General features: G+C 66.7%; 12 protein-coding genes. 5 read left to right on the top strand and 7 right to left on the bottom strand.

The features are described 5' to 3' along the window. Window positions 1–8: 8 nt before the first annotated feature. Window positions 9–356 (bottom strand): hypothetical protein, encoded by a 348-nt coding sequence (locus ACFOPI_RS22665; RefSeq protein WP_382179237.1) that lies wholly within the window; start codon window positions 354–356, stop codon window positions 9–11. Window positions 357–549: 193 nt separating this feature from the next. Here ACFOPI_RS22665 and ACFOPI_RS22670 point away from each other — a divergent pair, with 193 nt between their 5' ends. The 5 genes from ACFOPI_RS22670 (at window position 550) to ACFOPI_RS22690 (ending at window position 4,809) form a co-directional block, all read left to right on the top strand. Next, entirely contained in the window at window positions 550–1,056 is a 507-nt protein-coding gene (locus ACFOPI_RS22670) for a universal stress protein (RefSeq protein WP_382179240.1), read from the top strand. A gap of 485 nt (window positions 1,057–1,541) precedes the next feature. Next, on the top strand, window positions 1,542–3,254 hold the full coding sequence (locus ACFOPI_RS22675) for an FAD-dependent oxidoreductase (RefSeq protein ID WP_382179243.1): 1,713 nt from the start codon (window positions 1,542–1,544) through the stop codon (window positions 3,252–3,254). Between the two features lie 16 nt (window positions 3,255–3,270). Then, entirely contained in the window at window positions 3,271–3,495 is a 225-nt protein-coding gene (locus ACFOPI_RS22680; RefSeq protein ID WP_066154945.1) for a DUF2783 domain-containing protein, read from the top strand. A gap of 24 nt (window positions 3,496–3,519) precedes the next feature. Next, window positions 3,520–4,059, top strand: coding sequence for a VOC family protein (locus ACFOPI_RS22685; RefSeq protein WP_382179246.1), 540 nt, complete (start codon window positions 3,520–3,522; stop codon window positions 4,057–4,059). Between the two features lie 102 nt (window positions 4,060–4,161). Next, the gene (locus tag ACFOPI_RS22690; protein ID WP_382179248.1) at window positions 4,162–4,809 is read left to right on the top strand and encodes a hypothetical protein; all 648 of its coding nucleotides are present in this window, start codon (window positions 4,162–4,164) and stop codon (window positions 4,807–4,809) included. Between the two features lie 97 nt (window positions 4,810–4,906). Here the strand turns inward: ACFOPI_RS22690 and ACFOPI_RS22695 are convergent, their stop codons facing one another. From ACFOPI_RS22695 to ACFOPI_RS22720, 6 genes are read right to left on the bottom strand one after another with little or no spacing between them, the layout of a single operon-like run. Continuing rightward, a complete protein-coding gene (locus tag ACFOPI_RS22695) occupies window positions 4,907–7,195 on the bottom strand; it encodes an ATP-binding protein (RefSeq protein WP_382179251.1) in 2,289 nt (762 codons plus the stop codon). Then, window positions 7,192–7,698 (bottom strand): hypothetical protein, encoded by a 507-nt coding sequence (locus ACFOPI_RS22700; protein ID WP_382179253.1) that lies wholly within the window; start codon window positions 7,696–7,698, stop codon window positions 7,192–7,194. The genes ACFOPI_RS22695 and ACFOPI_RS22700 overlap by 4 nt, the downstream gene beginning before the upstream one ends. Window positions 7,699–7,738: 40 nt before the next feature. Then, window positions 7,739–8,845: a protein-glutamate methylesterase/protein-glutamine glutaminase gene (locus ACFOPI_RS22705; RefSeq protein ID WP_382179256.1), complete on the bottom strand. Its 1,107-nt coding sequence runs from the start codon at window positions 8,843–8,845 to the stop codon at window positions 7,739–7,741. Window positions 8,846–8,857: 12 nt separating this feature from the next. Further along, window positions 8,858–9,565 (bottom strand): chemoreceptor glutamine deamidase CheD, encoded by a 708-nt coding sequence (cheD, locus tag ACFOPI_RS22710; protein WP_382179259.1) that lies wholly within the window; start codon window positions 9,563–9,565, stop codon window positions 8,858–8,860. Next, the gene (locus ACFOPI_RS22715) at window positions 9,552–10,436 is read right to left on the bottom strand and encodes a CheR family methyltransferase (RefSeq protein WP_382179261.1); all 885 of its coding nucleotides are present in this window, start codon (window positions 10,434–10,436) and stop codon (window positions 9,552–9,554) included. Before ACFOPI_RS22715 ends, cheD begins: the two co-directional genes overlap by 14 nt. A gap of 24 nt (window positions 10,437–10,460) precedes the next feature. Continuing rightward, window positions 10,461–12,587 carry a chemotaxis protein CheA gene (locus ACFOPI_RS22720; RefSeq protein ID WP_382179264.1) on the bottom strand — a complete coding sequence of 709 codons (2,127 nt, stop codon included), beginning with the start codon at window positions 12,585–12,587 and terminating at the stop codon, window positions 10,461–10,463. Between the last annotated feature and the right edge of the window lie 10 nt (window positions 12,588–12,597).

Consider the following 12,597-nt stretch of genomic DNA (forward strand, 5'->3'; position numbering starts at 1 on the left):
GCAGAAACTCAGCACGCGCGCAGCCGCGCCAGGATCGACTCAAAGTCGGGAGATTCGACGATGGACAGGATGGCGAGTGCGTAGGACGCTTCGGCGGCCTCCTGGCTGAACAGGCGGCTGAGCGTGCCGGGCGCCAGCAGGCGGTTGACGCGGGTGCCGGGCGCCGTGGCGCGGATATCTTCGAGCACCTGGGCGAGGGGCAGCGCAGGCGTGCCCTTGGGAAAGCCCAGGGTTTCGACAAAGCTTGGCGGTTCGATGACGGGCTGGGCTGCCTTGGCGGCGACCAGCCACGGATCCGGCTGGGGCAGGGCGCCGTAGGCGGACTCGGTGAACAGCTCGCGGGTTTGGGGGCACATGGTGTGGCGGAAGGCGGTCTGACGGGACAGGAGCGGTTGCTGCAGCAATCTTGCCCCGGTTGCTGTCGCGGACGGCTGTCAGGACTGACAGGGGGCCTGCAGTGCCGGCCCCAGGGCGAGACTTTCCGCACACGGTGTGACCTGGTGGCATCGGCGCAGGCCGGCATGGTCATCGCGGCACTCGCATGGCATCATGGCCCGACGGTCCTGCAAGGGGCGGGGCCATTCGCTGGAGGTGATCGCCATGCTGAACATCCTGATTCCGGTCGACGGTTCCTCTCACGCGCTGCTGGCGGTGCACCACGCGGTGCGGCTGGTGCACGCGGGGTTGCGGGCGCGTTTTGTGGTGGCGAACGTGCAGGAGAGCGCGACACTGTACGAGATGGTGGTGGCGCACGATCCAGAGGTGCTGGAGAAGGTGAGCGAGGGTGCGGGGCTGGACCTGATGCGGCCAGCGGTGGCGCTGCTGGAGGCGGCCGGTCAGAAGGTCGAGAAGGAAGTGGCCAGCGGTGATCCGGCGAACACCTTGATCGACATCATCGAGCGGTACGGCTGCCACGCGGTGATCATGACGGCGGGCACCGGCGGGGGCTTGCGGGCGGCCCTGCTGGGTTCGGTGACCCAGCACCTGGTGGACCACTCGCCGGTGCCGGTGACGGTGGTGCGGGAGCCAGTCGCGCCTTCCGAAGAAGACGCGTAGTTTTCTTTCTCCGGCGGCCTGTCTTCGTACGTTGCGTTGTTGGGGACTCCCCCTCTTTGCGCCAACGGCGCGGGGTGACCACTCCGCTCATGTCCCCCGGACCGGCTGCGCCGGTCCTCCCCCTTTACTTCGCTGCGTGATCACCCCGCGCCGTTGGCGCCCGCACGACTGTGGGCAAACCTCCGTGGGTGCGCCTGCAATGTTTCGCCCGAAAGCGGTTGGGTGCCCTGCAGAGCGAAGTAAAGGAGGAGACGGCCGCAGGCCGTCGGGGGACATGAGCGGCGCAGGGCACCCAACCGCTTTCGGGCCAGCGAAGGAGCAGCCGAAAAACGCCGCGAAAGTCGCTTTCCCGGGTTGAACTGAAATTACGTTTAGAGAAACGTATTTACCAATAAGAAATTCTGAGCTACAGTACGCCCCGGACCAAACCACCCGGCCGGCAGACCAAAACACGCCGGTGCAGACCACGCAGGAGACAGACCTCGATGGGAACCTACAGCTACCCCACCTTCCCGTACCGCGCCCCCGCCGACCTGATGGCCGGCGCGCCCCAGCGCAAACCCCTCATCGTCATCGGCGCCGGCCCGGTCGGCCTGGCCGCTGCCATCGACGCCCGACTGCAGGGCCTGGACGTGCTGCTGTTCGACGAAGAAGACAGCGTCTCCTTCGGCTCGCGCGCCGTCTGCTACGCCAAGCGCGCGCTCGAAATCCTCGACCGCCTCGGCGTCGGCGACCCCATCGTCGACAAGGGGGTGAGCTGGAATGTGGGCCGCACTTTCCTGCGTGAGGAAGAGGTCTACCGCTTCAACCTTGTGCCCGACGCCGGCCACAAGCGCCCGGGCATGATCAACCTGCAGCAGTACCACCTGGAAGAGGCGCTGGTCAAACGCGCCACCGAACTGGGTGCCGACCTGCGCTGGAAGTACAGGGTGGCGGGTGTCACGCCCCTGGGCGACAACGGCAGCGCAGGGGCCCGCGTGAGTGTCGAAACCCCGGACGGGAACTTCGAGATCGACGCCGACTGGCTGATCGTGGCCGACGGCGCGCGCTCCAACGTGCGGCGCCAGCTGGGGCTGGACATCGAGGGCCATGTCTTCAAGGACCGCTTCCTGATTGCCGACGTGGTGATGAAGGCCGACTTTCCGGCCGAGCGCTGGTTCTGGTTCGACCCGCCGTTCCACCCCAACCAGAGCGTGCTGCTGCACAAGCAGAGCGACAACGTCTGGCGCATCGACTTCCAGCTCGGCTGGGACGCCGACCCCGAGGAAGAGAAGAAGCCCGAAAAGATCATCCCGCGCGTGAAGGCCATGCTGGGCGACGAGCGCGAGTTCGAACTGGAGTGGGCCAGCATCTACACCTTCCAGTGCCGGCGCATGAAGAACTTCCGCCACGGCCGCCTGCTGTTCGCCGGCGACGCGGCGCACCAGGTCTCGCCCTTTGGCGCGCGCGGCGCCAACTCCGGCTTCCAGGACACCGACGACCTCTTGTGGAAGCTGGCGCTGGTGATCAAGGGACAGGCGCCGGAGGCGCTGCTCGACACCTACGACGCCGACCGCATCTACGCGGCCGACGAGAACATCCGCAACTCCACCCGTTCCACCGACTTCATCACGCCCAAGAGTGCGGTCAGCAAGCTGTTCCGCAACGCGGCGCTTGAACTGGCACGCAGCCAGCCCTTTGCGCGCAAGCTGGTGAACTCCGGTCGCCTGTCGATGCCGGCATTTCTGGTGCATTCGGCGCTGAACACACCCGATGTCGACGCCTTCGACGGCAACATGGTGCCGGGTGCGCCCATGGACGACGCGCCAGTGCGCGTGGCCGGCCGGGACACCTGGCTGCTCGACCAGTTGGGCAACCGCTTCGTGTTGCTCGCTTTCGTCGACGACCCGGGCCAGCTGGAGCTGTCGTTGCGCGCCCAGGCCGCAGCGCTGGCCGCCGGAGCGGTGCCGGTCGAGACCGTGCTGGTCACGCCACACGGCGGCAGCGCCGCCGGATTCACCGTGCTGCAGGACCGCGACGGCCTGTTCGCCCAGCGCTACGACGCCCGCCCGGGCACGACCTACCTGGTGCGTCCCGACCAGCACGTGGCCGCCCGCTGGCGCCGCGCCGATCTGGCCGCCGTCCGGGTCGCGCTGGCCCGCGCCACCGGGCAGGGATTGACCGCGGCATCCCAACAGCCCGAAGCCGTCGCCGCCTGAACCCGAGGAGACCTTGATGAGCCTGCAACTGCAACCCAATCTCGCCGAGCCCGGCCAGCGCTATTTCCGCGACTTCACGCCTGGTGACGATTTCTACGAGGCACTGATCGAGACCCACCGCGACCTCAGCGACGAACAGAGCCAGATGCTGAACGCCAAGCTGATCCTGCTGCTGGCCAACCAGGTCGGCGACATTTCTGCCCTGAAGCAGGCCCTGGCCATCGCGCGCGAAGGCGTCTGAATCTCATTCCTGAAGGAGACCTCCATGAACATCCGCAAGATCCACCATGTCGCCTATCGCTGCAAGGACGCCAAGACCACGGTCGAGTGGTACCAGAAGCACCTGGGCATGAACTTCGTGCTCGCCATCGCCGAAGACCAGGTGCCCTCGACCCACGCGCCCGACCCCTACATGCACCTGTTCATGGACGCGGGCGGCGGCAACATCCTGGCCTTCTTCGAATTGCCCAACTCACCCGAGATGGGCAAGGATCCGAACACACCCGACTGGGTGCAGCACATCGCGCTGGAGGTCGACACCGTGGCCGAGCTGGAATCCACCAAGGCCCGGCTGGAGGCGGCCGGCATCCCCGTCGTGGGCGTGACCGACCACACCATCTTCAAGTCGATCTACTTCTTCGACCCCAACGGCCACCGTCTGGAGCTGGCGGCCAACACCGCCACGCCCGAGATGATGAAAAAACTCGACGATGTGAAGTGGGACATGCTGGACGAGTGGAGCAAGACCAAGCGTGCGCCCAAGCACGCCGCCTGGATGCACGAAAAAGAACTCGCCGCCAGCTGAAACTGGGGGGTGAAAACCCCTCAAGTTCCGGTTTAGGTGGTCGAAAACCCGGAGGACCAGCGGAATTGTCATGGCCGCTGACCCGTTGAAGAGGGGTTTTCCATGTTGAACATCAGTACCAGCCAGCCCGTGAGCTGGCCGACCGCGGCGCCAGTGTCCGTGGCGCCGGTGCCTGCCGTTTCGTCGGTCGGGGCTGCACAGCCGTCTGCACGAGATCCCCAGGCCGATTCGGGCCGCGGCGGTCAGGGTGCGCGCGGCGGCGTTCCGTCCACGGTCCGCACCGGCCAGGACGCTGGTGCTGGTGCGCCCAACGTGCAGCCGGCGCCCATTCTGCCAAGCGGTCGCAAGGACGCCGAACGAAGTTCACCCGCCGACTACCTGGCCGATGCCAAGCTGCGCGCCGAGCAGCGCCAGGAAGAAGAGCAGAAGGCCCGTGAGCAGGCGGAGCAGAAGCTCCAGCTGCAGGAAGTGCTGACCACGGTATGGAAGGCCAGCGCCGCCGTGGTCGATGTGGTGCTTAAGCGAGAGCAGGAGGCCCCCGCTGTCGACGCCTCGGCGACGACCGGGGTGCGGGACGTGGGGGCCGCGAACCAGCGGCCCGTCGCCAACGACGCCCAAGGGAACCTGCCGGGCATCGAGGCCGTTCCGGCCGCGCTGCGGCGGGAACAGGAGCCGGTGGCCTACACCGAACAGGGCGCCAGCACCTGGCCACCACTGGAAACCGGCAGCCTCCTCAACCGTCGGGTCTGAACACCGGGAGGCCAGGGCGCTGCCCCGTTCAATCTTCCCAAAAAAAACAGCAGGTCGTTGACCTGCTGTTTTTTTGGGCCGAACCGGTGGCGAAGCTTCAGGCCGCCTGCACCGCCTCGAAGTCGCGCAGGGCCTGGCGGGTGAGGTCGGCTTCGCGCAGCAGCTGCTGGCCCAGTTCGGAAGGCACCGGGTCTTCGGTCTGGGTGGCGATGTGCTCGATCTGGGCAGATGTCCTCACCAGAGCGCGGAAGCCCATCAACATGGCCGTGCCCTTGAGCTTGTGGGCGTTGTAGCCAATGGACTGGCGATCACCGTCGAGCAGGGCCTGGCTCAGCACATGCACCGTGCCTTCGGGCGGCTCGAACAGGGTCTTGAGCAGCTCGTCCAGCGACTCCTCCGGCATCATGTCCAGGATCTCGCGGTAGGACTCGGGGTCGACCAGACCCACCGCCACATGGCTCAGGTTGGGCAGGCGCACCGGCATCTCGTAGGACGACAGCGGGAAGGGGCTGGAGGCGCGCAGGGTGGACGGGTCCAGCTCTTCCACGGTCATGCCGGGATCGTCCAGCAGGCCGCAGCGGCGCAGCGCCCGCTTGAGGTCCTCGGCCTGCAGCGGCTTGCTGGTGAACTCGCTCACGCCGACTTCCAGCGCCCGCTTGCGCGTGTCGTTGACGACGTCGGCGGTCACCAGGATCACCTTGATCTCCGACACAGGGCCGTCGATCCGGCGGATCGCCTCGGTGGTCGCCAGGCCGTCGAGCACCGGCATGTGGTAGTCCAGCAGCACCACGTCGAAGGGTTCGCACGCCAGCAGTTGCAGCGCCTCCTGCCCGTTTTCGCAGAAGGTGGCCTCGTGGCCCATCTTCTCGAGCAGGATGCTCATGTACTTCAGGTTGATCGGGTGATCCTCGGCCACCAGCACCTTGAGCTTGCGCTGGATGCTGCCGATGACCGAGACCGGCTCTTCCTCGACCGGGGCCTTGGTCTCCGGCAGGTCCAGGTGCACGGTGAACACCGAGCCCACACCCGGCTGGCTGCTGACCTCGATGTCGCCGCCCATCATGCGGGCCAGGTTGCGCGAGATCTCCAGACCCAGTCCGGTACCGCCGATGCGGCGGCGCAGTGAGTTGTCGGCCTGGTAGAAGCGGGTGAACAGGCGGCTGACCGTTTCTTCGTCCATGCCCATGCCGGTGTCGCGCACGGTGAATAGCACACCGGTCTTGCCCGCGGGCGCCCGGGTCAGCTCGGCGATCACGCTGCCTTCGCTGGTGAACTTGATGGCGTTGTTGATCAGGTTGAACATGATCTGACGCAGGCGCGTGGCGTCGGCCTCGACCCAGCCGGGCAGGTCGGCCGCGGCGTAGATGTTCAGCTCCAGGCCCTTGTCGCGCGCGGCGACCTGCATCAGGCCGTCGACCTCGTGCACCACGCTGGGCAGGTGGATCGGCGCCACCGTCAGCTTGAGCGTGCCCGACTCCATGGTCGAGACGTCCAGGATGTCATTGAGTACGCCCAGCAGGTGCATCGCGGAGTCGCGCGCGGTGCCCAGGTAGTCGCGCTGCTGGCTGCTCAGCGAGGCGTTGTCCAGCAGGTTGAGCATGCCCAGCAGGCCCTGGAACGGGGTGCGGATCTCGTGGCTCATGTTCGCCAGGAAGACGCTCTTGCCATGGTTGGCAGCCTCGGCCTGGTCACGGGCTACCTCCAGCTCCTGGCTCAGCTTCTGCAGCGTGGCGTACTGACGCTGCTGCTTGCGGATGTGCTGCACCAGCAGGCCGACGAAGAGCAGCATCACTGCGATCTGCGCAGCGGCCAGGCCGATCACCAGCAGGCCCTGCTGGCGCAGCTGGGTGTTGCGCTCGTCGACGAATCGGGCCACGGCGCGGTTGGCCTCGCGCGTGAGCTCACCCATCAGCGGTTTGAGGTCCTCGATGGCACGGTCCAGCCGGGCCAGCTTCCCGGGGCTGGCCGCCAGCGCCTGCGGATCGGCGAACAGCGGGTCGGCAATCTGGTTGAAGTCCTTGACCTTGGCCATGGTCGAGGTGTATTCGAAGGACGCTTCAAGCAGGTCGCGGCGCGGTATCTTGGTCAGCAGGTCGATGCGGCTGAGGTAGACCTCGTAGCGCTCCAGCAGCTCGTAGCCGTCGACCGTGCCGGGCGCCTGGAGGGCGTCCATGATCGCGTGTTCGAGCCGCCCCAGCTCGCGTTCGAGCTGGTAGGCCTGCCACATGATGGAGTCGACCTGGTTGGTCGACACATCGTCGAGCATGCGGTACTGGCGCCACTGGATCCAGCCCAGTGGCGTGAGAGTGATGGCCAGCATCAGCGAGATGGCCATGGCCCATTGCCGACCTTGCCAGCGGGCCAGATTCGGCAATTTGATGGTCATTGGATGTCCAGTGCCTTGAGCTGCCAGATGGAGCGCTCGTAGTAGGTCGAGGTGCGCAGCTCGGCGCTGCTGTCGAACGGATAGACCACGAACAGCGGGCCCTTCTCGCGCACCGGGATCGGCTTGTCGTCGATTAGGCGGGCGACGATCACCTTGAACTTCGCGGCGTCGGCCGCAGGGATGGTGATCTTGTAGTCGTTGATCGCCACGGCGCTGATGCTGGTACCGCTGGCCTTGACGGCGGCCAGCACGTCGGCCAGCAGCGGGCCGGTGAACTTCACCGGCTTGTCGAACCAGGGCGTGCTGGTGGTGAACGTGTGCTGGGGCAGGGCCTCGATCATCTTCATGTCGAAGCGCGCCACGTCGCCAGCGTTCTTATCGGCGATCTTGCCGCTGATGACTAGGATGGGGCGCTCTTTGGGCGTGTCCAGGGCCAGCGCGGCGCTGGAGAGGTTCAGCGCGCAGAGCAGGGCGCTGGCTGTGAAGAGGCGGCGGTTGTTCATGGCGGTTTCGCGGATCAGCGTGTGTGGGGTGAATGGGGGCTCAGATGCGGTGCCGCACCAGGGCGGGGTTGCTGGCCAGGCGGTTGAGCAGGGCCGGGGCGATCTGCTTGAGGGGCAGGACCTCGTGCGCCGCGCCGGCCTGGATGGCCATGCGCGGCATGCCAAAGACCACGCAGCTGGCCTCGTCCTGCACGTAGTTGTAGCTGCCAGCGTCCTTCATCTCGCGCATGGCCAGGGCGCCGTCGGCGCCCATGCCGGTGAGCATGATGCCCAGCGCATTGGGGCCAAGCACGCGCGCGGCCGACTTGAACAACACCTCCACCGAGGGTCGGTGGCGGTTCACCGGTTCGGTGTCTTCGACCACGGCGACGTAGTTCGAGCCGCTGCGGTCGATGCGCAGGTGGTGGCCGCCCGGGGCGATGTAGGCGTGGCCGGGCAGGATGCGCTGGCCGTCGCGAGCCTCTTCGACGCGGATCTTGCACAGCGAGTCCAGCCGGGCGGCAAAGCTGGTGGTGAAGCCCGGCGGCATGTGCTGGGTGATCACGATCGCGGGCGAATCCGCTGGCAGCGGCGTGAGCACCTCGCGGATGGCCTCGGTGCCCCCGGTGGAGGCACCAATGCAGATGATCTTTTCGGTAGTGGCCAGACGCGGCAGCGGCGCCCGCGGGGCCTCAGCCGCTGCCGCAGCCGAGGTGGCCTGGGTGGTGGCGCCGGGCGCAGCCGGCGTCGGGGCCAGGCGCCGCACATGTGCAGCCGCAGCGATGCGGATCTTGTCGACGATATCGCCGGCCAGTTCGTTCAGGCCGCTGGTGATGCCGATGCGAGGCTTGGCCACGTAGTCGACCGCGCCCATTTCCAGCGCACGCAGCGTGATGTCGGCGCCCTGTTCGGTCAGCGTGGAGACCATCACCACTGGCATCGGCCGCAGCCGCATCAGGCGCGAGAGGAACTCCAGCCCGTCCATGCGCGGCATCTCGACATCCAGCGTGATGACATCGGGGTTGAGCTCGCGGATCATCTCGCGCGCCACCAGCGGGTCGCTGGCTGCGCCCACGCACTGCATGTCGTGCTGGCGGTTGATGATTTCGGTCAGCAGGCTGCGCACCAGCGCCGAGTCGTCGACCACCACCACCTTGATCTTGGCCATTGTTGTGCTCCCTCAGAACAGGTCCACCGAGCCGCCGGCGTTGGTCTTGGCGACCGTTGCGGCATTGCCCTTGCGTTCCTGCGTTTCCAGCGTCTCCGGGTGCGAGTGGGCCAGGCGCTTGACCATGGCCTTGCCCGTCGCCGGGAAGTAGCAGACCTTGCGCGGATAGATGTCCAGCACGTCCTTGGAGATGACGGCGATGCGTTCGGTCTGCAGGTAGTCGAGCACGAAAGCGGTGTTGCGCTCCCCCACGTTCATGGTGGTGAAGCTGTGCATCACCTGGCCACCGCCGAACACCTTGGCCTGCATGCTCTCGCGCCGGGCGCCGAGCTTGATCATCTCGTTGATCAGCAGTTCCATCGCATACGAGCCGTAGCGGCCGGAGGTGTCGCCGGCGCCTTCGGGCAGCATGAAGTGGTTCATGCCGCCCACGCGCACCTTCGGGTCCCAGATGCAGGCGGCGATGCACGAGCCCAGCACCGTCATGATCATCATGTCGTCGGTGGTCACGTAGTACTCGCCGGGCAGCACCTTGACGGTGTCGACGTTGAAGTGGTGGTCCCGGTAGAAGAACGAGGCCTCGCCCGGCTTGGGCGTGCGGGCCTTGAGGATCTCCAGGCTGCCGCGACCCGCCGGGGCGGCCATGGCTTTCAGCGCAGCGCCGGCCAGTGGCGGCGTGGGCGTGCTGCGGACCCGGGGGGCGGCGTCAAATGCGCTCATAGACCGTCTTTCCCCGCAGCGTGAACAGGCTGCGCGCGTCGCTGAAGTTTTCGGCGTGACCGACGAACAGCATGCCGCCGGGCTTCATCACGCGGTGGATGCGCTCGAGCACCTGGCGCTGTGTGGCCGTATCGAAATAGATCATCACGTTGCGGCAGAACACCACGTCGAACGGCTCGCGGAACGGCAGGTCGTGGATCAGGTTGATGGTCATGAACTCCATGTGCTTCTGGAGTTCGGGCTTGACGCGCATCAGCCCGGCGTTGGCACCCTTGCCGCGCATGAAGTGGCGCTGCAGGCGTTCGGGGCTCAGGCCCTTGACGCCGTCGGCCTTGTAGACACCGCGCGCCGCGGTGGCCAGCACCTTGGTGTCGATGTCGCTGTTGACGATGTGGAAGCTGCCAGAGGCGCCCAGCGTCTCCGCAGCGGTCATCGCGATCGAATAGGGCTCCTCGCCGGTGGAAGCGGCCGAGCACCAGATCTTCCAGTTGTGCGAACGCCTGGCCGCCAGCATCTCTTCGAGCACGCCGAAGTGGTGCTGCTCGCGGAAGAAGGCGGTCAGGTTGGTGGTCAGGGCGTTGATGAACTCCTGCCACTCCGGACCGTCGTGCTGCTCCAGCGCGTCCAGGTAGCTCTTGAAGCTGGTGTGGCCGGTCTCGCGCAGGCGGCGCGAGACGCGGCTGTAGACCATGGCGTGCTTGCCGTCGTGCAGGCTGATGCCCGCCTTTTTGTAGATCAGCGCCTTGATGCGCGAGAAGTCGGCGTCGGACCAGACGAACTCGCGCCCCTGGGCCAGCGGACCGTCGTCGAACACCGGCAGATCCAGCGTGGACGCCGAGGGACGGGAAGGGGTGCGTGTCTGCTGCAGCATCGGTTGTCCTTGGGACCGGTCCGTTCAGTGGCGCGAGCGGCGCACCAGGCCTGAGGTGTCCAGGATCAGGGCGACCTTGCCGTCGCCCAGGATGGTGGCGCCCGAGACGTTGGGGACCTTGCGGTAGTTGGACTCCAGGTTCTTGATCACCACCTGCTGCTGCCCCAGCAGCTCGTCCACCATCAGGGCCACCCGCGATCCCTCGGCCTCGACCACGACCATGATCGGGCTGCCGCCATGGAACTCGAAGCGCGGCACGCTGAAGATCTTCTCCAGCTCGATCACCGGCATGTACTCCTCGCGCACCTTCACCAGCTGCGCACCTTGCGCCACGGTGTTGATGTCGCTGGGGTTGATCTGGAAGGACTCGATCACCGAAGACAGCGGCAGGATGTAGACCTCGTCGCTGACGCGAACGCTCATGCCGTCCATGATGGCCAGGGTCAGCGGCAGGCGCACCTTGACGCTCATGCCGTAGCCCTCGGCGGAGTCGATCTCCACCGTGCCACCCAGCGAGAGGATGTTCTTCTTGACCACGTCCATGCCGACACCGCGGCCGGACACGTCGGTCACCACCTCGGCGGTGGAGAAGCCCGGCGCCATGATCAGGTTCCACACCTCGGCGTCGGTCATCGAATCGGGCGCATCCATGCCCTTTTCGCGTGCCTTCCTGAGCAGCTTCTCGCGCGAGAGGCCCTTGCCATCGTCGCGCACCTCGATCAGGATGCTGCCACCCTGGTGCGAGGCCGAGAGCGTGATCGTGCCGTGCTCGGTCTTGCCTCGGGCCAGGCGCTCCTCCGGCATCTCGATGCCGTGGTCGCAGCTGTTGCGGATCAGGTGGGTCAGCGGGTCGGTGATCTTCTCGATCAGGCCCTTGTCGAGTTCGGTGGCCTCACCGTGGGTGATCAGCTCGACCTTCTTGCCCAGCTTGGAGGCCAGGTCGCGCAGCATGCGCGGGAAGCGGTTGAACACCACCGACATCGGGATCATGCGGATCGACATCACCGCTTCCTGTAGGTCGCGGGTGTTGCGGTCCAGGTCGACCAGGCCGGCCAGCAGCTGCTGGTTGGCGGTGCTGTCGAGTTCGCGGCTCTTCTGAGCCAGCATGGCTTGAGTGATGACCAGTTCACCCACCAGGTTGATCAGCTGGTCGACCTTGCTCACGGACACGCGCAGCGTGCTCGATTCCAGGCCGCCGGCAGCGGCCGGGCGTGCCTCGGCGCGCGCTGCCGGTTTGGCCGCGGGGACGGGAGCGGCCGGGGCCGGGGTCACCGGGGTGGCTTCTGCCACCGGCGCGGCCGGCGCGACCGCCGCAGGGGTGCCCGGTGCGTCGTCGAAGAAGCCGAAATCCTTGCCTTCCCCTGCGATCGATGCGGGGGCGGGGGCCGGTGCTGCGCTGGCGCTGGAAATCTGGATCTGCTCCTTGCTCACATGGAAGGTGAACAGGTCCAGCAGGTCGCTGTCGCTCGACCGGGTGAGCACCTCGAACGATCGGACCTTGCCGTCGTCATTCGTGGATTCAATGCGCCCGAGACCGGCGATGTCGCGGAACAGCTCGGCGATGCCGTTGGCCTGGTCCAGGTGGTCCAGCGGGCCGATGCGGATGGTCAGCTTTCGCTCTCCTTCGGCCAGCGCCACAGCGGGTGCAGGCGCAGTTGCCTGCACCGGGGCTGGCGCGGCGGCCACAGGTGCCGCGACGGGGGCTGGAATTGGCGCCATCACGGCGGCGGTGCCGTGCGCCAGCGCGCTGATGCGCGCCACCAGCTCGCCCGTGGGCGGCGGCTCCACGCTCTGGCCCTGGTGGCGGGCGAGCAGCAGCTTGAGCGCGTCGGACGATTCCAGCAGCACATCCACCATGGGCGGTGTGGGCTGCAGCTCGTGGCGGCGCAGCTTGTCCAGCAGGGACTCCATCTGGTGCGTCAGCTCGGCCACATCGGCAAAACCGAAGGTGGCGGCGCCGCCCTTGATGGAATGGGCGCAGCGGAAGATGGCGTTGAGTTCCTCGTCGTCGGCCGTCTCCAGGTCCAGCGCGAGCAGCATCTGCTCCATCTGGTCCAGGTTTTCGCCGGCTTCCTCGAAGAAGATCTGATAGAACTGGCTCAGGTCGATGTTGCCACCGGCGGAGGAGTGTTCGTGGGTTGCTTCTGCCATGGGGCGCTCC

Origin of the sequence: Hydrogenophaga luteola, from assembly GCF_042648585.1 — a bacterium.
GTDB lineage: Bacteria > Pseudomonadota > Gammaproteobacteria > Burkholderiales > Burkholderiaceae_C > Hydrogenophaga > Hydrogenophaga luteola.

Bases quoted from the DNA above. Each gene is read 5' to 3' on its own strand.
- ACFOPI_RS22665 (WP_382179237.1), bottom strand. From the start codon at position 356: ATGTGCCCCCAAACCCGCGAGCTGTTCACCGAGTCCGCCTACGGCGCC.
- ACFOPI_RS22670 (WP_382179240.1), top strand. From the start codon at position 550: ATGGCCCGACGGTCCTGCAAGGGGCGGGGCCATTCGCTGGAGGTGATC.
- ACFOPI_RS22675 (WP_382179243.1), top strand. From the start codon at position 1,542: ATGGGAACCTACAGCTACCCCACCTTCCCGTACCGCGCCCCCGCCGAC.
- ACFOPI_RS22680 (WP_066154945.1), top strand. From the start codon at position 3,271: ATGAGCCTGCAACTGCAACCCAATCTCGCCGAGCCCGGCCAGCGCTAT.
- ACFOPI_RS22685 (WP_382179246.1), top strand. From the start codon at position 3,520: ATGAACATCCGCAAGATCCACCATGTCGCCTATCGCTGCAAGGACGCC.
- ACFOPI_RS22690 (WP_382179248.1), top strand. From the start codon at position 4,162: ATGTTGAACATCAGTACCAGCCAGCCCGTGAGCTGGCCGACCGCGGCG.
- ACFOPI_RS22695 (WP_382179251.1), bottom strand. From the start codon at position 7,195: ATGACCATCAAATTGCCGAATCTGGCCCGCTGGCAAGGTCGGCAATGG.
- ACFOPI_RS22700 (WP_382179253.1), bottom strand. From the start codon at position 7,698: ATGAACAACCGCCGCCTCTTCACAGCCAGCGCCCTGCTCTGCGCGCTG.
- ACFOPI_RS22705 (WP_382179256.1), bottom strand. From the start codon at position 8,845: ATGGCCAAGATCAAGGTGGTGGTGGTCGACGACTCGGCGCTGGTGCGC.
- cheD (WP_382179259.1), bottom strand. From the start codon at position 9,565: ATGAGCGCATTTGACGCCGCCCCCCGGGTCCGCAGCACGCCCACGCCG.
- ACFOPI_RS22715 (WP_382179261.1), bottom strand. From the start codon at position 10,436: ATGCTGCAGCAGACACGCACCCCTTCCCGTCCCTCGGCGTCCACGCTG.
- ACFOPI_RS22720 (WP_382179264.1), bottom strand. From the start codon at position 12,587: ATGGCAGAAGCAACCCACGAACACTCCTCCGCCGGTGGCAACATCGAC.